Genomic DNA, 21,041 nt, shown 5'->3' on the forward strand with positions numbered 1-21,041 from the left:
CCGTCCGGCGCTGAGGGACTGCCGGGTTACCGGGTCAGCAGCCGACGAGGCGGCCGGCCAGGTAGCCCTCGATCTGGTCGAGGGAGACGCGCTCCTGCTTCATGGTGTCGCGCTCGCGGACGGTGACCGCGTTGTCCTCGAGGGTGTCGAAGTCGACCGTGACGCAGTACGGCGTGCCGATCTCGTCCTGGCGGCGGTAGCGGCGGCCGATGGCGCCGGCGTCGTCGAACTCGATGTTCCAGTTCTGGCGCAGGGCCTGGGCCAGGCCCTTGGCCTTGGGCGACAGCTCCGGGTTGCGCGACAGGGGCAGCACCGCGACCTTCACCGGGGCCAGGCGGTGGTCCAGGCGCAGCACCGTGCGCTTCTCCATCTTGCCCTTGGCGTTGGGCGCCTCGTCCTCGACGTAGGCGTCGAGCAGGAAGGCGAGCATCGCCCGGCCGACACCGGCCGCCGGCTCGATGACGTACGGCGTCCAGCGCTCGCCGGCCTCCTGGTCGAAGTAGGAGAGGTCCTGGCCGGAGGACTTGGCGTGGGAGGAGAGGTCGTAGTCGGTGCGGTTGGCGACACCCTCCAGCTCGCCCCACTCGCTGCCGCCGAACTGGAAGCGGTACTCGATGTCGGCGGTGCGCTTGGAGTAGTGGGAGAGCTTCTCCTTCGGGTGCTCGTACCAGCGCATGTTCTCCTCACGGAGACCCAGGCTGGTGTACCAGTTCCAGCGCTGCTCCATCCAGTACTCCTGCCACTTCTCGTCCTCGCCCGGCTTGACGAAGAACTCCATCTCCATCTGCTCGAACTCGCGGGTGCGGAAGATGAAGTTGCCCGGCGTGATCTCGTTGCGGAACGACTTGCCCATCTGGGCGATGCCGAACGGCGGCTTGCGGCGCGAGGTGGTCTGCACCTGGGCGAAGTTGGTGAAGATGCCCTGGGCGGTCTCCGGACGCAGGTAGGCGACCGAGCCGGAGTCCTGGGTGGGGCCGAGGTGGGTGGAGAGCAGGCCCGAGAACTGCTTGGGCTCGGTGAACTGGCCCTTGTTGCCGCAGTTGGGGCAGTTGATGTCCGCGAGGCCGTTCTCCGGGGCGCGGCCCTTCTTCTCCTCGTAGGCCTCTTCCAGGTGGTCGGCGCGGAACCGCTTGTGGCAGGCGGTGCACTCCGTCAGCGGGTCCGTGAAAGTGGCGACGTGACCGGAGGCGACCCAGACCTCGGGCGCCAGGATCACGGACGAGTCGATGCCGACCACGTCCTCGCGGGACGTCACCATGTAGCGCCACCACTGGCGCTTGAGGTTCTCCTTGAGCTCGACACCCAGAGGCCCGTAGTCCCAGGCGGCACGCTGGCCGCCGTAGATCTCACTGCAGGGGAATACGAAGCCACGGCGCTTGCTCAGGCTGACGATGGTGTCGATCTTGTCGGCGGCCACGGTGCTCTCTTCATTACGACGACGGGCGACGAAGCGAGACGCTTCACGAGCGAATGCTTCAGGGTACCGGCGGTGGCTCCCCCTCGACCAAATCGGTGCCGGGTAAGGGCCCTTTTAGGGCCTGTCACGTGGCTTGTTGACAACGGTTTCCATCTTCGTTGAAAATGACTGTCATGAACGTACGACGACGCCTTATATCCGGTTCCACGGCCCTGACGGTCACCGCTCTCGGTCTCGGAGCGCTCTCCGCCTGCTCCTCCGCCGGCGCGGCCGGCGACAGCGGCGGGAAGTACGACGTCGTCGCGTCCTTCTACCCGATGGCCTTCCTCGCCGAGCGGATCGGCGGGAGCCACGTGCACGTCACCAGTCTCACCCAGCCCGGCCAGGAGCCGCACGAACTGGAGATCAGCGCCCAGCAGACCGTGCAGCTCGAGAAGTCAGACGCGGTGCTCTACCTCAAGGGCCTCCAGCCCAACGTCGACAAGGCCGTCGCCCAGTCCGGGATCGGGACGAAGGTCGACGCCGCGTCCCTGACCACGCTGGAGGAGCACGGCACCGACGTCGGCGGCCACGCCGACGAGCACGACGCCCACCACGACGATGAGCACGGCGGCAAGGACCCGCACGTCTGGCTCGACCCGGTGCGCTACGCGCAGATCGCCGAGGGCGTCGGCAAGGCCTTCGAGAAGGGCGACCCGGACCACGCGGCCGACTACCGCAAGAACACCGCGGCCCTGGTCAAGGAGCTCGGCGAGCTCAACACCCGGTACGAGACCGGGCTGAAGGACGCCAAGAGCAAGGTCTTCATCACCACCCACGCCGCCTTCGGCTACCTCGCCGAGCGCTACGGCCTGACCCAGGAGGCCATCAACGGCCTCGACCCGGAGTCCGAGCCCAGCGCGGCCCGGGTGAAGGACCTCCAGGAGACGGCGAAGGCCGACGGGGTCACGACCGTCTTCTACGAGACGCTGGTCAGCGACAAGACCGCGAAGACCCTCGCCAAGGACGCGCACCTGAAGACCGACGTCCTCGACCCCCTCGAGGGCATCACCGACAAGTCCCGGGGCACCGACTACTTCCAGGTCATGGACGCCAACCTCAAGGCGCTGCAGAAGGCCCTGGGCGCCAAGTGAGCGCGACGGAGGGCGTCATGGACGTCAGGAGCGAACCCGCCCAACCGGTCATATCCCTGCGCGGTGTGCGCGCCGACCTGGGCTCGCGCCCCGTCCTGCGCGGCATCGACCTCACCGTGCGCCGGGGCGAGGTCGTCGCGCTGCTCGGCGCCAACGGCTCCGGCAAGTCGACGGCCGTGCGCAGCGTCATCGGCCAGGTGCCGGTGAGCGACGGTGAGATCGAACTGTTCGGCACCCCGCACCGCCGCTTCCGCGACTGGGCGCGCGTCGGCTACGTACCGCAGCGCACGACCGCCGCGGGCGGCGTCCCGGCGACCGTCACCGAGATCGTCTCCTCGGGCCGGCTCTCCCGCACCCGCTTCGGGGTCTTCCGCAAGGCCGACCACGCGGCCGTGCGGCACGCCCTGGAGCTGGTCGGCATGGCGGACCGCGCGAAGGACTCGGTGAACGCCCTCTCCGGCGGTCAGCACCAGCGCGTGCTGATCGCCCGCGCCCTCGCCGCCGCACCCGAGCTGCTGATCATGGACGAGCCGATGGCCGGCGTCGACCTGGCCAGCCAGGAGGTGCTGGCGAGCACGTTGAGGGAGCAGGTCGCGGCCGGGGCGACGGTGCTGCTCGTGCTGCACGAGCTGGGCCCCCTGGAGCCTCTGATCGACCGGGCGGTGGTGCTGCGCGACGGCTGCGTCCTGCACGACGGGCCGCCCCCGAAGGCCGTGGGCCAGCACGCCCTGCCCGGCCACGACCACGTACACCCGCACGACGCCTCGGGCGCCGATCCGATCCGCACGGGACTGCTGAGCTGATGGACCTGTTGAACTACGCCTTCATGCAGCGGGCCCTGCTCGCCGCCGTCCTGGTCGGCATCACCGCCCCCGCCGTCGGCATCTACCTCGTCCAGCGCCGCCAGGCCCTGATGGGCGACGGCATCGGCCACGTGGCCATGACCGGCGTCGGCCTGGGCTTCCTGCTGTCCACCTCCCCGGTGTGGATGGCGACGGCCGTCTCCGTCCTGGGCGCGGTCCTCATGGAGTTGATCCGCTGGTACGGCCGCACCCGCGGCGACATCGCCCTGGCGATGCTCTTCTACGGCGGCATGGCGGGCGGCGTCATGTTCATCAACCTCGCCCCCGGCGGCTCCAACGCGAACCTGACGTCATACCTGTTCGGCTCGCTCTCCACGGTCTCGCAGTCCGACGTCACCGCGATCTGCCTGCTGGCCGCCTTCGTCGTCCTGGTCACCCTGGGCCTGCGCCGCCAGCTGTTCGCGGTCAGCCAGGACGAGGAGTTCGCCCGGGTGACCGGGCTGCCGGTGCGCGCCCTGAACCTGCTGACGGCGGTCACGGCGGCGGTGACGGTGACGGTCGCGATGCGCGTGGTCGGGCTGCTGCTGGTCAGCGCGCTGATGGTGGTCCCGGTGGCCGCCGCCCAGCAGCTCAGCCGCAGCTTCGCCGCGACCTTCGCGATCGCCGTCGCCATCGGGGTGAGCGTGACGATCGGCGGCACGGTCATGTCGTACTACCAGGACGTGCCGCCCGGCGCGACGATCGTGCTGCTCACCATCGCCGCGTTCATCGCGCTCACCGTACTGGCCACGCCGCTGGCCCGGCGACGCGCGCGGGCACTCGCCGCCGCGCGGCCCGCCGGGGACCCCGCGGAGTGCGCGATTCCGGCCACCCGGGCCACCGGCGACGGGGCCGGCGCCTGACCGCGCACGGCCCGGGCTGGCACAATGGCCCGCAGGCGAGACGTGAGGAGGCCGACCGGTGACCACCGCTGGACCGCCCGTGAAGGGCCGCGCCACCCGGCAGCGTGCCGCTGTCGCGGCGGCCCTCGACGAGGTCGACGAGTTCCGCAGCGCGCAGGAACTCCACGACATGCTCAAGCACAAGGGCGACTCGGTGGGCCTGACGACGGTCTACCGCACCCTTCAGTCCCTTGCCGACGCGGGCGAGGTCGACGTCCTGCGCACCTCCGACGGCGAGTCGGTCTACCGCCGCTGCTCCACCGGCGAACACCACCACCACCTCGTCTGCCGCGTCTGCGGCAAGGCGGTCGAGGTGGAGGGGCCGATGGTGGAGAAGTGGGCGGAGGCGGTCGCCGCGGAACACGGCTACGTCAACGTCGCCCACACGGTGGAGATCTTCGGCACCTGCGCGGAGTGCGCCGCGGGGTGAGCCTGTGGTGTGCGGGTGGTCTGGGGTGACCGGCCCTGGGGGCTGCCGCCCCCAGACCCCCGCTTTCGGCCTGAACGGCCTCGTCCTCAATCGCCGGACAGGCTGGTTCTACTCGCCGTCGCCCTCCATGGCGAGGAGGGCCTCGTTCGGGATGGCGCCGCCGAAGCGGCGGTCGCGGGAGGCGAACTCGATGCAGGCCCGCCACAGGTCGCGGCGGTCGAAGTCGGGCCACAGGACGTCCTGGAAGACCATCTCCGCGTACGCGCTCTGCCAGAGCAGGTAGTTGGACGTGCGCTGCTCCCCGCTCGGGCGCAGGAACAGGTCGACGTCCGGCATGTCCGGGTAGTACAGGTACTTCTGGATGGTCTTCTCGGTGACCTTGGCCGGGTCGAGCCGGCCCGCCCTGACGTCCTCCGCGAGCGCCTTGGCCGCGTCCGCGAGTTCGGCCCGGCCGCCGTAGTTCATGCAGAAGTACAGCGTGAGCCGGTCGTTGTCCTTGGTCTGCTCCTGGGCGACCTGGAGCTCCTTGGCGACCGACTTCCACAGCTTGGGCATACGGCCCACCCAGCGCACCCGGATGCCGAGCTCGTCGAGCTGGTCGCGGGTCTTGCGGATGAAGTCGCGGTTGAAGTTCATCAGGAAGCGCACCTCGTCGGGCGAGCGCTTCCAGTTCTCGGTGGAGAAGGCGTACAGGGAGATGTTGCCGACGCCGATCTCGATCGCGCCCTGCAACACGTCCAGCACCCGCTCGGCACCGACCTTGTGCCCCTCGGTGCGGGGCAGCCCGCGCTCCTTTGCCCAGCGCCCGTTCCCGTCCATGACGATCGCCACATGCTCGGGGACCAGTTCTCCGGGGAGCTTCGGCGCGCGGGCGCCGGACGGATGCGGCTCGGGCGCCCTGTACTCCGGGCGCCGGCGCCCCAGGATCCCGCGTACGGCCATGTGCTTCTCGTCTCCCTTGCTTTCGTACGTCCTGACGTACTACTTGGTGGGCGTACTACTTTTCCACGTACCGAAGTGAGCGCAGCCCGCGCTCCAGGTGCCAGTGCAGGTAGGCGGAGACCAGCCCGCTGCCCTCCCTGGCGTACCGCGGCTCGCACGCGTCCGCGGTCGCCCAGTCCCCCGTGAGCAGCGCGCCGAGCAGCACGAGTGTCTGCGGCGAGGGTACGACGCTGCCGGGCACCCGGCAGTCGGCGCAGACCGAGCCGCCGGAGCCCACCGAGAAGAAGCGGTTCGGGCCGGGCATCCCGCACCGGGCGCAGTCGCCGAAGCTGGGCGCGTAGCCGTTGACGGCCAGCGACCGCAGCAGGAAGGCGTCGAGCACGAGGTGCGGGGCGTGCTCGCCCCGGGCGAGGGTGCGCAGGGCGCCCACCAGCAGCAGGTACTGCTGGACGGCCGGCTCGCCCTCGTGGTCGGTGAACCGCTCGGCGGTCTCCAGCATGGCCGTCCCGGCGGTGTAGCGGGCGTAGTCGGTCACGATCCCGCCGCCGTAGGGGGCGATGGTCTCGCTCTGCGTGCACAGCGGCAGCCCCCGCCCCACCAGCTCACTGCCCCGAGCGAAGAACTGCACGTCCACGTGCGAGAACGGTTCGAGCCGGGCCCCGAACTTCGACTTCGTCCGCCGCACCCCCCGCGCCACGGCCCGCACCCGCCCGTGCCCGCGGGTGAGCAACGTGATGATCCGGTCCGCCTCACCCAGCTTCTGGGTGCGCAGCACGATGCCGTCGTCGCGGAACAGACTCATGGAGTTCATTGTCGCTCACGGCGGACACGGGCGTGGCCGCGCCCGCGCCCCGGTCCGGCTCCCGGCGCGGCGCAACCGCGATACCCCCGGCGGCGTCGGTCACTGTGGAGATCGCCCAGTCCGCACCGACCGATCGTTCCGTCCGCACCGACCGGAGGAGAGCGTCATCCGAGCCCCGAGGAAGTCCGCCCCGACCCGACGTGCCTTACTGACCACCGCCGCCGCTCTCGCCGCGGCGACGGCGGCCGCCACGGCCACGCCCGCGCACGCCCTGCCGGACGACGACACCACCGCGCGCCTGCGCGCCCTGGAGCAGAGGCACGGCGCCCGGCTGGGCGTGTTCGCCCACAATCCCGCCACCGGCCGGACGGTCCGGTACCGCGCCGACGAACGCTTCCCGATGTGCTCGGTGTTCAAGACCCTGGCGGCGGCAGCGGTCCTGCGGGACCTGGACCGCCACGGCGAGGTCCTCTCGCGCCGCATCCACTACACCGAGGCCGACCTGGTGCCGGAAGGCTCCGACCGGACCCGTGCGCACCTGGCCACGGGCATGACCATCGCCGAACTCGCCGACGTCGCCATCCGCTTCAGCGACAACACCGCCGGCAACCTGCTCCTGCGCGAGCTCGGCGGCCCCACGGCCATCACCCGCTTCGCCCGTACGCTCGGCGACCCGGTGACCCGCCTGGACCGCTGGGAGCCGGACCTCAACACCGCCGAGCCCTGGCGGCTCACGGACACCACGAGCCCGCGCGCGATCGGCCGCACCTACGCCCGTCTCGTCCTCGGGGACGCGCTGGACCGTCACGACCGCCGGCTGCTGACGCACTGGCTGCTGAACAACACCACCAGCGCGAACCGCTTCCGCGCGGGCCTGCCACCGACCTGGACGGTCGCGGACAAGACGGGCTCCGGCGCCCACGGCACCACCAACGACGTGGGCGTCGCATGGACCGGGTCCGGCTCCCCGGTGGTCCTGGCCGTACTGTCGACCAAACCGGCTCAGGACGCCCCGTACGACGACGCCCTCGTGGCCCGGGCCGCCGCCGCGGCGGCGGAGGCACTGGGATAGGCACGGCGCTCAGGGCATCTCACCGCGGCTGCGGGCGACGGCGGCAGCCGCATCGCCGGTCACCGCGGCGGCGTGAAGCGCCGTACGTACCGCTTCTGCCACGGTGTCTCCACCGCATGCCGGTCGTAGTGGGTTCTGACGTAGGCGACGGCCTCGTTCGCCGGTACGCCGTCGAGGACCGCCAGGCAGGCCAGGGCCGTGCCCGTGCGGCCGCGGCCGCCGGCGCAGGCGAGTTCGACGCGTTCGGTGGCCGCGCGGGTCCAGGCGTCGGTGAGCAGCGTGCGGGCCGCCTCACGGTCCGCCGGGAGGCGGAAGTCCGGCCAGCGCAGCCAGCGGGACGCCCAGGGAGTCGCGGGCGGCTGTTCGCCGAGGAGGTAGACGCCGTACGACGGGGCCTGCTCCGACGGGTCGAGGGCGTGGCGCAGGCCCCTGCCCCGCACCAGCCGTCCGGACGGCAGCCGCAGGACGCCTGGGGTCCGCTCGTCCCAAGGCTCCTCGTGTCCCGTGGTGTGCTCCTCGTTCATGGCGCCGCGTCCCCCTTCCGGCCTGTCTCCAGCGGCGCGACGACCGTACACGGCGAGGGCCGCCTCACGACGGTGTGCGGGCCTCCGTCAGGAGGCGGGTCACGTCGTTGGTGCAGATGGTCAGGGCCGCGCCGACGGTGCTGAGGGTGTCGTGTTCGGCGGGGGTGTAGGGGCCGTCGGCCAGGGCGATGCGGGCGGCCTGGAGGAGGATCGACTCCCGGCCCGCGGGGGCCAGGTGCGGGGCGAGCGGATCGAGGGCCTCGTGCAGCTCTATGGCCAGACCCGCGCCGCACGGCTGGTCGTCGTAGGCGCGCCCGGTGTCCGCGGCCAACGCCTCGACCAGAGCGGCCAGTTGCTCCTCGGTGCAGTCGGCCAGGCCGGCCGCGCGGACGGTGGCCGCGGCGGTCTCCAGGGCCGTACGGGAGCCGGTTCCGCCCGCGGACAGCACCGCCAGGGCGACGGTGTGCACGGCGTCGCGGAGCATCGCGGAGAAGCGGGTGGTCGTCGGATGGTCCAGGACGTCCGTGCCGAAGTGGCCGCCGCAGGCGGCGCACTCGACGACCGGCCCGGTCGTCCCGCGCGGCAGCAGCGGTACGCCGAGGACGGTGAAGCGCCGACGCCCGCTCAGCCGCTGGTAGTTGCGGTCCCCACCGCAGCCGGGGCAGAAGAACTCTCCGTCGCCGACCGGCGTCCACGCGGTACGGGTGCCCAGCAGTCGGGCAAGCCTGGTGACACGGCCGTTTTGTCCCCGTACTGGCAGCACGTCCCACCTCCGTAACGGCACGGCAACATCGCCGCACTGGCGTGATGTTAGCCACATTGTCGAGGTGTAGTCAGCACCCCGGAGGAGACCTTTCCGTGACCTGCGCCGCAGACTGGCCGATACTCGCCGGGCACACGACGGGGCCCCGACCGCCTCAGCAGGCGGCCGGGGTCCCGAAAGCACCGGTCAGAGCGATCAGCGCGCCGCGCGGTTGACGGCCGAGACGACCGCCTTCAGCGACGCACGTGTCGTGTTCGCATCGATGCCGATCCCCCACAGGACCTTGTCGTCGATCGCGCACTCGATGTACGAGGCGGCCTGGGCGGAGGCGCCCTCGCTCATCGTGTGCTCCTGGTAGTCCAGCAGGCGTACGTCGACGCCGATGGAGTGCAGGGCGTCGAAGAAGGCCGAGATCGGACCGTTGCCCGAGCCGGTCAGGACGGTGTCCTCGCCGTCGACGGTGGCCTCGACGGTGAGGGTGTCGACCCCGTCGGTGTCCGTCGTCGACTGGCCGGTCCTGACCTGGATGCGGCCCCAGGGGTTCTCCGGGATCGGCAGGTACTCGTCCTGGAAGGCCGCCCAGATCTCCTTCGGCGTGACCTCGCCGCCCTCGGCGTCCGTCTTCGCCTGGATGATCTTCGAGAACTCGATCTGCATCCGGCGCGGCAGGTCCAGCTTGTGGTCGTTCTTCAGGACGTAGGCGACACCGCCCTTGCCGGACTGCGAGTTGACGCGGATGACGGCCTCGTAGGAGCGGCCGACGTCCTTGGGGTCGATGGGCAGGTACGGCACCGCCCACTCGATGTCGTCGACCGTGACGCCCTTGGCCTTCGCGTCGGCCTCCATGGCGTCGAACCCCTTCTTGATGGCGTCCTGGTGGGAGCCGGAGAAGGACGTGTAGACCAGGTCGCCCACGTACGGGTGGCGCGGGTGGACCTCCATCTGGTTGCAGTACTCCCACGTACGGCGGATCTCGTCGATGTCGGAGAAGTCGATCTGCGGGTCGACGCCCTGCGAGAACAGGTTCATGCCCAGGGTGACCAGGTCGACGTTGCCGGTGCGCTCGCCCTGCCCGAACAGGCAGCCCTCGACGCGGTCGGCGCCGGCCATCACGGCCAGCTCGGCGGCGGCGACGGCCGTACCGCGGTCGTTGTGCGGGTGGACGGACAGGCAGACGTACTCACGGCGGGACAGGTTGCGGTGCATCCACTCGAAGCGGTCCGCGTGCGTCGACGGGGTCGAACGCTCCACCGTGGCGGGCAGGTTGAGGATGATCTCGCGGCCCGGGCCCGGCTGGTACACGTCCATCACCGCCTCGCAGACCTCCAGGGCGAAGTCCAGCTCGGTGTCGGTGAAGATCTCCGGGCTGTACTGGTAGCCGAACTCCGTTTCGGGGCCCAGCAGTTTCTCGGCGTACTCCATCACCAGGCGGGTGCCGTCGACGGCGATCTGCTTGATGTCGTCCCTGGAGCCGCGGAAGACGACCCGGCGGAAGACCGGGGCGGTGGCGTTGTAGAGGTGGACGGTGGCGCGCCGGGCGCCCTTCAGGGACTCCACGGTCCGCTCGATCAGGTCCTCACGGGCCTGGGTCAGTACGGAGATCGTGACGTCCTCGGGGATCGCGCCCTCTTCCTCGATGATCGAGCGCACGAAGTCGAAGTCGGTCTGGCCCGAGGCCGGGAAGCCGACCTCGATCTCCTTGTAGCCCATCTTGACCAGCTGGTCGAACATCCGGCGCTTGCGCTCGGGCGACATCGGGTCGATCAGGGCCTGGTTGCCGTCGCGCAGGTCGGTGGAGAGCCAGCGGGGGGCGGCGGTGATCCGCCGGCCGGGCCAGGTGCGGTCGGGGATGTCGACCTGCTCGTAGCGGCCGTACTTGTTGATCGGCATGGAACTGGGCTGCTGGCGGTTGACCATGTGTGCGTGGGCTCCTCGAAAAGTCCGCGGGTCCGCGGGTGCCGGAGAACGGCCGACGGCGCAACGCCGAACTCCGCGGGGAGGGGGTCGGCCTCGACTACAGGCCCTCGCCGCGGCAGCTAAGGAGAAGCAGCCCGAAACGCATGATGCTGCGCAGCCTAGCCGAGCCGCGACGGATGCGCGGGCCCGTCCCAGTATGCGAAACCGAAGGGGCAAACAGGGCAAAACGTGCGCGATGTCACCGGCGCCACCTCCCGACCCCCTGCCGCTCCGCCACGGACACCTATCACTGCGTGACGGAAGGGCGGACCCCTTGCCCCGATATTTCACCAATCATGGTTGCGGGTGGTGACAGCGCGACCACACAGTGCAAGTGTGCCGGGTATGACGACGACGACCAACGGGGGCTTCGAGCCCGTCTTCTGCACCATCGTGCCGCCGCACGTCCTCGACCGCCTCGCCCGCAGCGACGACCCCGCACTCTCCGGACCCGCCCGCCGGACCCTGGAGCGCGACGCCTTCGAGCGCACCCGGCGACGGCTGACCACCGTCATCGGCGCGTCCGCCGTCGCCGCGCCCGCGGGCAAGCGGGACGGGCAGCCGCACCGCACCGTCTACGACGCGCGGCACGGCACCGACCTGCCCGGGAGGAAGGTGCGCGGCGAGGGCGAGGAGCCCGGCGGGGACGCCACGGTCAACCGCGCCTACGCCGGTCTCGGCGCCACCTTCGAGCTGTACCTCACGGCCTACCGGCGCGACTCGATCGACGGCAGCGGCCTGCCGCTGGACGCCACCGTGCACTACGACGAGAACTACAACAACGCCTTCTGGAACGGCGAGCAGATGGTGTTCGGCGACGGCGACGGCGAGATCTTCCTGGACTTCACCATCCCCGTCGACGTCATCGGCCACGAACTGACCCACGGCGTCACCCAGCACACCGCCAACCTGGCCTACTTCGGGCAGTCCGGCGCGCTCAACGAGTCGCTCTCCGACGTCTTCGGCTCGCTGATCAAGCAGTACACGCTCGGCCAGACCGCCACCGAGGCCGACTGGCTGATCGGCGCCGGGCTGCTGGCCCCGGGCGTCAGCGGCACCGCGCTGCGCTCCATGAAGGCGCCCGGCACGGCGTACGACGACGACGTGCTCGGCAAGGACCCGCAGCCGGCCACCATGGACCACTACGTCCACACCGGCAGCGACAACGGCGGCGTGCACATCAACTCCGGCATCCCCAACCACGCCTTCTACCTGGTCGCCACCGCGCTCGGCGGCCGTGCCTGGGAGAAGGCGGGGCAGCTCTGGTACGACGTGCTGACCGGCGGCGAGCTGCACGAGGACGCGCAGTTCACGGACTTCGCCACACTCACCGTGCGGGCCGCACGGGAGCGGTACGGCACCGACGGCGGCGAACTCGAGGCCGTACGGAAGGCCTGGGAACAGGTGGGGGTGCGGACGCTCTAGTTCCGTACTAGACACGGACCATGCGGATTCGAGTGAGGCGCACAGGAGGGTTCGCGGGCATCGAGCGCCGCGCCGAGGTGGACGTCTCGGGGCGACCCGACGCCCCGCAGTGGCGGGAGCTGGCCGAGCGGGCGCTGGCCGCCGGCAAGGCCGCGCCGCCGGCCGGGGTGCCCGACGGCTTCAGCTACGAGATCACCGTGGACGGCCGGACGGTGTACGCGGCCGATCCCCGGCTGACCGGGGAGCAGCGCGAGCTGATCTCCCGCGTGCTCAAGGAGGGGGCGTGAGGTCCTTTTGCCGCCCGGGCGTTGACTTCCGTTACCAGCGGTAAGGATGATCCCGCCCATGGCGACGAACCCGATACCCCGGTTCCCGGCCGGCTTCCTGTGGGGCGTGTCGACCTCGGCCCACCAGATCGAGGGGGCGGCCGACCGGCGCGAGCCGTCCGTGTGGGACACGTTCTCGGCCGAGCCGGGGCGGGTCAAGGACGGCTCGACGGCCGCGGTGGCCTGCGACCACTACCACCGCCACCGCGAGGACGTGGCGCTGCTGGCCGGCCTCGGCGTGGACGCGTACCGCTTCTCCGTCTCCTGGCCCCGGGTGAACGCCCCCGGCGGCCTGGACTTCTACGACCGCCTGGTCGACGAGCTGTGCGCGGCCGGCGTCCGCCCGGTCCCGACCCTCTTCCACTGGGACCTGCCGGCCCGGCTGGACTGGCTGGAGCGGGACACGGCCGCGCGGTTCGCCGACCATGTGTCGGTGGTCGCCGAGCGCCTGGGCGACCGCGTGACGAAGTGGATCACGCTCAACGAGCCCGCCGAGCACACCCTGCTCGGCCATGCCCTCGGCGTGCACGCGCCGGGGAGGCGGCTGCTGTTCGACGCGCTCCCGGCCGCGCACCACCAACTGCTCGCCCACGGCCTGGCGGTCCGGGCGCTGCGCGCGGCAGGGGCCGCGGACATCGGCATCGCCAACTCGCACAGTCCCGTCTGGCCGGCGTCCGGGGAGCAGGTGGACATCGAGGCGGCCGGCTTCTACGACCTGCTGCTGCACCGACTGTTCGCCGATCCGCTGCTGCTCGGCCGGTACCCCGAGGGGCTGGGCGAGCTGATGCCGGGCTCCCCCGAGGACGTCGACTCGGATCTGAAGGTCATCGCGGAGCCCCTGGACTGGTACGGAGTCAACTACTACGCCCCGACCCGGGTGGGCGCTCCGCGCGGCGAGGAGATCGAGTTCGGCGGGCTCACCCTGCCCGCCGAACTGCCCTTCTCAGTACGGGAGATCGAGGACCGCCCGGTCACGGACTTCGGCTGGCCCGTGGTCCCGGAGGGGCTGACCGAGCTGCTGACCGGCTTCCGCGACCGCTACGGCGACCGGCTCCCGCCCGTCGTCATCACCGAGAACGGGTGCTCCTACGAGGGCCTCGACGACCAGGACCGCATCGCCTACCTGGACGGCCACATCCGTGCCCTGCACCGGGCTCTGGAGGCGGGCGTGGACATGCGCGGCTACTTCGTGTGGTCGCTGCTGGACAACTGGGAGTGGGCGGAAGGCCTCGCCCGCCGGTTCGGCCTGGTGCACGTCGACTACGAGACCCTGGAGCGCACCCCGAAGGCGTCCTACCGCTGGTTCCGGGACCTGCTGCGGGCTCAGCGCGGGGCCGGGACGGCGGCCGGCGCGTCCCCCGTGCCGGACTGATCCCGCTCCGGGGTCACCGGGGTCACGGAGGCCGCCGAAAAGCCCTACGGCGTTGTCACTCCCCCGTCGTACCCTGGAAGCGCGAGGCCGCCCATACTTGTGCGGCCGTGACGAGGAGGAATCGCAGGCCTTCAGCGCCGGCCCATGACTCAGACACCCGCAGCCAAGACCCCCGCGCAGGGGCAGGCCAGAGCACAGTTCACCGTCCCCGCCCAGCACCCCATGGTGACCGTGCTGGGGTCCGGCGACTCTCTCCTGCGCGTGATCGAGAAGGCCTTCCCGGGGGCCGACATACATGTCCGGGGCAATGAGATCAGCGCGGTCGGCGACCCGGCGGACGTCGCCCTGGTCCAGCGCGTGTTCGACGAGATGATGCTGGTGCTCCGCACCGGGCAGCCGATGACGGAGGACGCAGTGGAACGCTCCATCGCCATGCTCAAGGCGAGCGAGAACGGCGAGAGCGACGGTCACGAGACCCCCGCCGAGGTCCTGACGCAGAACATCCTGTCCTCGCGTGGCCGCACGATCCGCCCCAAGACGCTCAACCAGAAGCGGTACGTCGACGCGATCGACAAGCACACGGTCGTCTTCGGTATCGGCCCCGCCGGCACCGGCAAGACCTACCTGGCCATGGCCAAGGCGGTGCAGGCGCTCCAGTCCAAGCAGGTCAACCGCATCATCCTGACCCGCCCGGCGGTCGAGGCCGGCGAGCGTCTGGGCTTCCTGCCCGGCACGCTCTACGAGAAGATCGACCCGTACCTGCGCCCGCTGTACGACGCGTTGCACGACATGCTCGACCCCGACTCCATCCCGCGTCTGATGGCGGCGGGGACGATCGAGGTCGCGCCGCTCGCCTATATGCGCGGCCGCACCCTCAACGACGCCTTCATCATCCTGGACGAGGCCCAGAACACCAGCCCCGAGCAGATGAAGATGTTCCTCACCCGGCTCGGCTTCGACTCGAAGATCGTCATCACGGGTGACGTCACCCAGGTGGACCTGCCCAACGGCACGAAGTCCGGGCTGCGGCAGGTGCAGGAGATCCTGGAGGGCGTCGAGGACGTCCACTTCTCCCGGCTGTCGTCGCACGACGTCGTACGGCACAAGCTCGTGGGCCGTATCGTCGACGCGTACGAGAAGTACGACAGCAAGAACGGCACCGAGAACGGCACGCCGAGGACCGGCGGCCATGGCAGGGCCGGGCACGCGCACGGACACGGGCACAAGGGGAAGTAGACCAGCACCACCATGTCGATCGACGTCAACAACGAGTCGGGAACCGAGGTCGACGAGCGGGCGATCCTCGACATCGCCCGCTACGCACTCACCCGCATGCGCATCCACCCGCTCTCCGAGCTCTCGGTGATCGTCGTGGACGCCGACGCCATGGAGCAGCTGCACGTCCAGTGGATGGACCTGCCGGGGCCCACGGATGTCATGTCCTTCCCGATGGACGAGCTGCGCCCGCCGTCGAAGGACGACGACGAGCCACCGCAGGGCCTGCTCGGCGACATCGTGCTCTGTCCCGAGGTCGCCGCGAAGCAGGGTGCGGAGGCTCCGACGCAGCACTCCATGGACGAGGAGCTCCAGTTGCTCACCGTCCACGGCGTGCTGCACCTGCTCGGCTACGACCACGAGGAGCCGGACGAGAAGGCCGAGATGTTCGGTCTGCAGGCAGCGATCGTGGACGGCTGGCGCGCGGAGCGGGGCCTGCGCGGCCCGTCCCCGGCGCCCACCGTCTCGTAAGCCCGCCCATGAGCCCTCAGATCGTCGTCGGCGCGATCGCGCTCGTCGTCGTCGCCTGGCTCGCCGCCTGCGCGGAGGCGGGCCTCGCACGGGTGTCCAGCTTCCGTGCCGAGGAGGCCGTGAAGTCGGGCCGCCGCGGCAGCGCCAAGCTGGCCCAGGTCGCCGCCGACCCGACCCGCTACCTCAACCTGGCGCTGCTGGTCCGCGTGACCTGCGAGATGGCGGCGGCGGCCCTGGTCACCTACGCGTGTCTGGAGGCGTTCTCCGGCACGGCCCAGGCGCTGGTCGTCGCCATCGCGGTCATGGTGCTCGTCTCGTACGTGGCCGTCGGGGTCTCCCCGCGCACCATCGGCCGCCAGCACCCGCTGAACACGGCGACCGTCGCGGCGTACGTGCTGGTGCCGCTTGCGCGGGTGCTGGGCCCGATCCCGTCGCTGCTGATCCTCATCGGCAACGCGCTGACCCCCGGCAAGGGGTTCCGGCGCGGCCCGTTCGCCTCCGAGGCGGAGCTGCGCGCCCTGGTCGACCTGGCCGAGCAGGAGTCGCTCATCGAGGACGAGGAGCGGCGCATGGTGCACTCGGTCTTCCAGCTGGGCGACACCCTCGTGCGCGAGGTCATGGTGCCGCGCACCGACCTGGTGGTGATCGAGCGGTACAAGACCATCCGCCAGGCCCTCACGCTGGCGCTGCGCTCCGGCTTCTCGCGGATCCCGGTCACCGGCGAGAACGAGGACGACATCGTCGGGATCGTCTATCTGAAGGACCTGGCCCGCAAGACGCACATCAACCGGGACGCCGAGAGCGAGCTGGTGTCGACGGCGATGCGTCCGGCCGTCTTCGTGCCGGACACGAAGAACGCCGACGACCTGCTGCGCGAGATGCAGAAGGAACGCAACCACGTCGCCGTCGTCATCGACGAGTACGGCGGCACGGCCGGCATCGTCACCATCGAGGACATCCTCGAGGAGATCGTCGGCGAGATCACCGACGAGTACGACCGCGAGCTGCCGCCGGTGGAGCCGCTCGGCGACGACCGCTACCGCGTCACCGCGCGCCTGGACATCACGGACCTGGGCGAGCTGTACGGCCTGGAGGAGTACGACGACGAGGACGTGGAGACGGTCGGCGGACTGCTCGCCAAGGCCCTGGGCCGGGTTCCCATCGCGGGCGCGTCGTCGGTCGTGGAGCTGCCCGACGGCCGGGAGCTGCGGCTGACCGCGGAGGCCGCGGCCGGCCGCCGGAACAAGATCGTGACCGTGCTCGCGGAGCCGGTGGGCCCGGTGGCGCCCACCGGGGACGGGGAGGGGAAGCCGGAGTGAGCCCGGAGGAGCTGCGTTCCTTCTGCCTGTCGTTCAACGCGGTGGTGGAGGACTTCCCCTTCAACCCGGAGACCTCGGTCTTCAAGGTCCAGGGCAAGCTGTTCGCGCTGTCGGCCCTGGACTCACGGCCGCTGAAGGTCAACCTCAAGTGCGACCCGGAGGACGCGATCCGGCTGCGTGCCGAGTACGAGGGCCTGATCGTCCCCGGCTGACACATGCACAAGCGCCACTGGAACACGGTGACGGTCGGCGCCGGGCTCCCGGACCGCCTGGTCCGCGAGCTCGTCGAGGACTCCTACGACCTGGTCGTGGCGGGGCTGCCGCGCGCGGACCGGCTCCGTCTCGACAGGGCCTGAGCACCCGGACTCCGCGGCCGCCGGGGTGATCTCGGCGTCCGCCGGGGCGGCTCTTATGCTCGGGGCATGACCGAGACCAACGCGCTTGATCCCGAGGACCTCAAGATCGTCACCCTGGCCCGTTCGGCCCGGGCCCGCAACGGTGTGCCGGAGGGCGCGGCCGTACGGGACGAGACGGGGCGTACGTATGTCGCCGGGTCGGTGCACCTCGCCTCACTGAAGCTGAGCGCCCTCCGTACGGCGGTGGCGATGGCCGTGGCGTCCGGGGCGACGTCCCTGGAGGCGGCGGCTGTGGTCAGCGAGGCGGACGAGATCGCCCCGGAGGACCGGGCCGCCGTACGGGACCTGGGCGGCGCCGGCACCCCGGTCCTGCTGGCCGGTCCGGACGGCACCGTGCGGCTCACCCTGCCGGCGGGCGAGGACGGCTGAGGCCCGCTGCGCCGGCAGGCCCCGCGTACGCCTCTCGGCCCGCCGGAGCCGCGCTCGCCCGTCCGTGTGCAGCCGGGGTTCGTGGATCAGGGACAATGGGCGCCATGAGCGTTCGCACCCAGTCATCCGAGCAGTCCGTCGAGGCTGCCCACCGGGCGGGCTTCGCCTGCTTCGTGGGCCGTCCCAACGCGGGCAAGTCCACCCTCACGAACGCTCTGGTCGGGCAGAAGGTGGCGATCACCTCGAACCGGCCGCAGACGACGCGGCACACCGTGCGGGGCATCGTCCACCGCCCGGACGCGCAGCTGATCCTGGTGGACACGCCGGGGCTGCACAAGCCGCGCACGCTGCTGGGGGAACGGCTGAACGACGTCGTACGGGCCACCTGGGCCGAGGTCGACGTGATCGGCTTCTGCCTGCCGGCCGACGAGAAGATCGGTCCCGGTGACCGGTTCATCGCGAAGGAACTGGCCGGGATCAAGAAGACGCCCAAGGTCGCCATCGTCACGAAGACGGACCTGGTGGACTCCAAGACGCTCGCCGAGCAGCTGATCGCGATCGACCGGCTGGGCGAGGAGCTGGGGATCACCTGGGCCGAGATCGTGCCGGTGTCGGCGACGGCCAACAAGCAGGTGGACCTGCTGGCCGATCTGCTGGTCCCGCTGCTGCCCGAGGGGCCCGCGCTCTACCCCGAGGGCGACCTCACGGACGAGCCCGAGCAGGTCATGGTCGCCGAACTGATCCGGGAGGCGGCGCTGGAGGGTGTGCGGGACGAACTGCCCCACTCCATCGCGGTGGTGGTGGAGGAGATGCTGCCCCGCGAGGACCGGCCGGCGGACAAGCCGCTGCTCGACATCCACGCCAACGTGTTCATCGAGCGGCCGAGCCAGAAGGGCATCATCATCGGGCCCAAGGGCAAGCGGCTGAAGGAGGTCGGGATCAAGTCCCGCAAGCACATCGAGGCGCTGCTGGGGACGCCGGTGTTCCTCGACCTTCATGTGAAGGTCGCCAAGGACTGGCAGCGCGACCCCAAGCAGCTCCGCCGCCTCGGCTTCTGAGAGCCCGGTGACTTGGGGCTCCCTCTCTGGGGCTCGACCCCGGACCTCAGCAAGGGGCTCCGCTCCGTGCACCCCCGCTTTCCCACTCCCACCCGTCTCGGTGGGTGTCAGCGCAGGGCCTCTACGACCTTCTTCGCATCCTTTGCGTTCAGGTTGACGAAGATCGGGGTCGTGTTCAGGGGGGTCGTGTAGGCCGGGATGGTCCGGGGGCCGTGCAGGGTGCGGCCGTGGGTGACGTCGTACCAGGTGCCCGGGGGAAGGTGGACGGGGCGGGCGGGCGCGTCGGTCAGTTGGGGGGCCGCCAGGACCGCGGGACCCAGCATCCACTCGTCGTTGATCGTGTACGCCTGCTCGTCGTGCGGGAAGTCGAAGAAGAGCGGGCGCATGATCGGGTCGCCGGTGCTCAGCGTGTGCCGGACCTGGTCGCGGATGTAGGGGGCGAGGCGGCTGTGGCGGGCGATGGCCTCGCGGTAGAGGGCGGCGGTCCGCGCGTCGTACACCACCTTCCTGCCGGTCGTCACATCGACGGTGTCGACGGGGGACGTGGAGGAGTACATGAGCGGCATCAGCGACGCGGCCTGGGCCCAGCGGACCAGGACCTGCTGGGTGGGGGCGGGCTGACCGCTGGAGCCGCCGATCATGTCGGTGGTGACGAACGGGTAGCCGATGGTGGAGATGGCGAGGTTCTGCGTGACGGCGGCCCGCAGGGAGTTCCAGCCGGTGCCCTTGTCCAGCTGGCGGGTGACGAACCCGGCTCGGTGGGCAGTGGTGTCCCAGTGGACGCGGATGCCGACGCCCTGGAGGTCGAACTCGTCGGCGAGTCGAGCGCCCAGGCGCTGGTAGTCGGTGGGTTCGTAGCCCGCGCGGGGAACGCACCGCTCGTCGAAGAAGCGGGTGTCGAACTTCAGCCCGTCGACGCCGTAGGTCCTCATCAGGCCGCGTAGTCGGCCCGCGTACCAGGCCCTGGCCTTCGGGTTGGCGAGGTCGACGATGCCGGCGGTGCCGTTCCACCAGGTGACTCTGCACGGCTCGGCGGGATCGGTGGCGACGCCGAGCAGGTAGCCGTGGTCGGCGGCGTACCGGTACTGGTCGGAGTCCAGGTTGATCCATAGCGTCACCCAGAGGCCGAAGTCGAAGCCGAGGTCGTGGATCCGGCGGGACATCGCCCCGGGGTCCGGGTAGGCCTTCGCGTCGAAGGTCATGTTCCCGTAGTCGGACTCCCACTTGTCGTCGAGTTGGAGCGTGTGCCCGGTGATCCCGTGGTCGTGCAGGTCCTGGGCGTAGCCGAGGAGCCGCGCCTGGTCGACGTGGGTGTAGAACTGCGCCCAGGAGTTCCACACCGGCTCGGCGTACTGCCGGTGGGTGGCGTCGCTCTTGTCCGGCTTGCCCACGACGCCGACGTAGTCGCGGTAGACCTCCAGCGGCGTGGACTCGACGAAGACCGTGGCCCGATAGGGGGCGGCGGACTCGATGTCGAAGCGGCCGAGTCCGTCCTCGTCCTGGTTGACCGCCACGTTCATGACGTGCCCGGTGTCCACGTGCAGTCCGGCCGCCGAGGACGTGTACCAGAACGGGTCGACCATGTAGTAGGAGGCGGGCCCGAAGGCCGGGTCGGCGACCTGCCCGCTGTCGAGCGGCCAGGGCTGGTCGGTGGCGGGGCCGCCGTGCGGGGTCCGGGTCTCGCCGTGGCCGTACCAGTGGCCGGCGGACGGCAGGTCGTAGGCGAGGCCGAGGCGTTCGGGGGCGGTTCCTACGACCTGCCAGTCGAGCCGGTAGCGGTCGGCGGACGGGGTGACCCGGGCCCGTACGGTGGCACCGGGCGTCGTCGTGGCGGCGGTGAGGGTGAGCGTGCCGTTCCGCCAGGTCCAGTCGGTGACTCGGGTGGCGTGTTGCCATCTGCCGGCGGTCTGGAAGCGCAGTGCCCCGGTGTCGCCGCCCGCGGTGGCCAGAACCGTGCCGCCCGAACGGCTCGTCGTCAAAGAGAGTTGACCCTTCATCACCCGTACTGCGTAACCGGGGGTGTTGCGGCTCGCCGGTACGGTCAGGGTGAGTTGATCCGCGGAGTCGGTGAACCGGGGCGCCTGGCGGTCGGGGGCGGCCCCGTTCCGCGGCCGCGCCTGGGCCGGCTCCGGCGTGGTCAACGCGACGGGCAGCGCGAGGACGAGGCCGGAAACGGCGAGGAGCACTCCGGGTCTGCGTGATGGTCTGCGCACGACGCGTGTCCTTC

The 21,041-nt window shown here is 70.8% G+C and carries 20 protein-coding genes and 1 pseudogene; 14 read left to right on the forward strand and 7 right to left on the reverse strand.

The window, feature by feature from the left end; genetic code table 11:
* Window positions 1-34: 34 nt before the first annotated feature.
* A complete protein-coding gene (locus tag ACIQFZ_RS04025; RefSeq protein ID WP_365423695.1) occupies window positions 35-1,417 on the reverse strand; it encodes a glycine--tRNA ligase in 1,383 nt (460 codons plus the stop codon).
* Window positions 1,418-1,590: 173 nt separating this feature from the next.
* On the opposite strand from ACIQFZ_RS04025, the gene ACIQFZ_RS04030 reads away from it, so the two are divergent.
* From ACIQFZ_RS04030 to ACIQFZ_RS04045, 4 genes are read left to right on the forward strand one after another with little or no spacing between them, the layout of a single operon-like run.
* Complete coding sequence (locus ACIQFZ_RS04030) at window positions 1,591-2,550, forward strand: metal ABC transporter substrate-binding protein (RefSeq protein ID WP_402690553.1); 960 nt, start codon at window positions 1,591-1,593, stop codon at window positions 2,548-2,550.
* A 17-nt stretch (window positions 2,551-2,567) separates the two neighbouring features.
* Window positions 2,568-3,353 (forward strand): metal ABC transporter ATP-binding protein, encoded by a 786-nt coding sequence (locus ACIQFZ_RS04035; protein ID WP_365423701.1) that lies wholly within the window; start codon window positions 2,568-2,570, stop codon window positions 3,351-3,353.
* Window positions 3,353-4,255 (forward strand): metal ABC transporter permease, encoded by a 903-nt coding sequence (locus ACIQFZ_RS04040; protein WP_383056959.1) that lies wholly within the window; start codon window positions 3,353-3,355, stop codon window positions 4,253-4,255. Before ACIQFZ_RS04035 ends, ACIQFZ_RS04040 begins: the two co-directional genes overlap by 1 nt.
* A gap of 58 nt (window positions 4,256-4,313) precedes the next feature.
* Complete coding sequence (locus ACIQFZ_RS04045) at window positions 4,314-4,724, forward strand: Fur family transcriptional regulator (RefSeq protein ID WP_383056960.1); 411 nt, start codon at window positions 4,314-4,316, stop codon at window positions 4,722-4,724.
* A 108-nt stretch (window positions 4,725-4,832) separates the two neighbouring features.
* Here the strand turns inward: ACIQFZ_RS04045 and ACIQFZ_RS04050 are convergent, their stop codons facing one another.
* A complete protein-coding gene (locus ACIQFZ_RS04050) occupies window positions 4,833-5,666 on the reverse strand; it encodes an isoprenyl transferase (RefSeq protein WP_361408687.1) in 834 nt (277 codons plus the stop codon).
* A gap of 55 nt (window positions 5,667-5,721) precedes the next feature.
* Window positions 5,722-6,468, reverse strand: a complete 747-nt coding sequence (recO, locus tag ACIQFZ_RS04055) for a DNA repair protein RecO (protein ID WP_361408684.1) — start codon at window positions 6,466-6,468, stop codon at window positions 5,722-5,724.
* Here recO and bla point away from each other — a divergent pair.
* Window positions 6,467-7,540 carry a class A beta-lactamase gene (gene bla, locus ACIQFZ_RS04060; RefSeq protein WP_402690554.1) on the forward strand — a complete coding sequence of 358 codons (1,074 nt, stop codon included), beginning with the start codon at window positions 6,467-6,469 and terminating at the stop codon, window positions 7,538-7,540. The genes recO and bla overlap by 2 nt on opposite strands.
* A gap of 59 nt (window positions 7,541-7,599) precedes the next feature.
* Here bla and ACIQFZ_RS04065 read toward each other — a convergent pair whose 3' ends face one another.
* From ACIQFZ_RS04065 to leuA, 3 genes are all read right to left on the reverse strand, one after another.
* Window positions 7,600-8,064 (reverse strand): protein phosphatase, encoded by a 465-nt coding sequence (locus ACIQFZ_RS04065; RefSeq protein WP_365423714.1) that lies wholly within the window; start codon window positions 8,062-8,064, stop codon window positions 7,600-7,602.
* A gap of 64 nt (window positions 8,065-8,128) precedes the next feature.
* Window positions 8,129-8,827 (reverse strand): TerB family tellurite resistance protein, encoded by a 699-nt coding sequence (locus ACIQFZ_RS04070; protein ID WP_365423717.1) that lies wholly within the window; start codon window positions 8,825-8,827, stop codon window positions 8,129-8,131.
* 195 nt (window positions 8,828-9,022) lie between these two features.
* Entirely contained in the window at window positions 9,023-10,744 is a 1,722-nt protein-coding gene (leuA, locus tag ACIQFZ_RS04075; RefSeq protein ID WP_365423720.1) for a 2-isopropylmalate synthase, read from the reverse strand.
* Window positions 10,745-11,128: 384 nt separating this feature from the next.
* On the opposite strand from leuA, the gene ACIQFZ_RS04080 reads away from it, so the two are divergent.
* The 9 genes and pseudogenes from ACIQFZ_RS04080 to era all read left to right on the forward strand — a co-directional run bounded on the left by ACIQFZ_RS04080 (window position 11,129) and on the right by era (window position 18,814).
* On the forward strand, window positions 11,129-12,208 hold the full coding sequence (locus ACIQFZ_RS04080) for a M4 family metallopeptidase (RefSeq protein WP_383056963.1): 1,080 nt from the start codon (window positions 11,129-11,131) through the stop codon (window positions 12,206-12,208).
* A gap of 20 nt (window positions 12,209-12,228) precedes the next feature.
* Window positions 12,229-12,495, forward strand: a complete 267-nt coding sequence (locus ACIQFZ_RS04085; protein ID WP_365423726.1) for a protealysin inhibitor emfourin — start codon at window positions 12,229-12,231, stop codon at window positions 12,493-12,495.
* Between the two features lie 46 nt (window positions 12,496-12,541).
* Window positions 12,542-13,906 carry a GH1 family beta-glucosidase gene (locus ACIQFZ_RS04090; protein WP_376650872.1) on the forward strand — a complete coding sequence of 455 codons (1,365 nt, stop codon included), beginning with the start codon at window positions 12,542-12,544 and terminating at the stop codon, window positions 13,904-13,906.
* 144 nt (window positions 13,907-14,050) lie between these two features.
* Complete coding sequence (locus tag ACIQFZ_RS04095; RefSeq protein ID WP_361408660.1) at window positions 14,051-15,142, forward strand: PhoH family protein; 1,092 nt, start codon at window positions 14,051-14,053, stop codon at window positions 15,140-15,142.
* Between the two features lie 12 nt (window positions 15,143-15,154).
* Complete coding sequence (gene ybeY / locus ACIQFZ_RS04100) at window positions 15,155-15,652, forward strand: rRNA maturation RNase YbeY (protein WP_365423733.1); 498 nt, start codon at window positions 15,155-15,157, stop codon at window positions 15,650-15,652.
* A gap of 8 nt (window positions 15,653-15,660) precedes the next feature.
* Window positions 15,661-16,971 (forward strand): hemolysin family protein, encoded by a 1,311-nt coding sequence (locus ACIQFZ_RS04105; protein ID WP_361408654.1) that lies wholly within the window; start codon window positions 15,661-15,663, stop codon window positions 16,969-16,971.
* Window positions 16,968-17,327, forward strand: a pseudogene (locus ACIQFZ_RS04110) (MmcQ/YjbR family DNA-binding protein). The gene ACIQFZ_RS04105 and the pseudogene ACIQFZ_RS04110 overlap by 4 nt, the downstream one beginning before the upstream one ends.
* Window positions 17,328-17,393: 66 nt before the next feature.
* Window positions 17,394-17,756: a cytidine deaminase gene (locus tag ACIQFZ_RS04115; protein WP_361408648.1), complete on the forward strand. Its 363-nt coding sequence runs from the start codon at window positions 17,394-17,396 to the stop codon at window positions 17,754-17,756.
* 104 nt (window positions 17,757-17,860) lie between these two features.
* Complete coding sequence (era, locus tag ACIQFZ_RS04120; RefSeq protein WP_365423740.1) at window positions 17,861-18,814, forward strand: GTPase Era; 954 nt, start codon at window positions 17,861-17,863, stop codon at window positions 18,812-18,814.
* Between the two features lie 107 nt (window positions 18,815-18,921).
* Here the strand turns inward: era and ACIQFZ_RS04125 are convergent, their stop codons facing one another.
* The gene (locus tag ACIQFZ_RS04125; RefSeq protein WP_402690617.1) at window positions 18,922-21,000 is read right to left on the reverse strand and encodes a glycoside hydrolase family 31 protein; all 2,079 of its coding nucleotides are present in this window, start codon (window positions 20,998-21,000) and stop codon (window positions 18,922-18,924) included.
* Window positions 21,001-21,041: the final 41 nt, after the last annotated feature.

Source organism: Streptomyces sp. NPDC093064 (genome assembly GCF_044754605.1).
Taxonomy (GTDB): domain Bacteria; phylum Actinomycetota; class Actinomycetes; order Streptomycetales; family Streptomycetaceae; genus Streptomyces.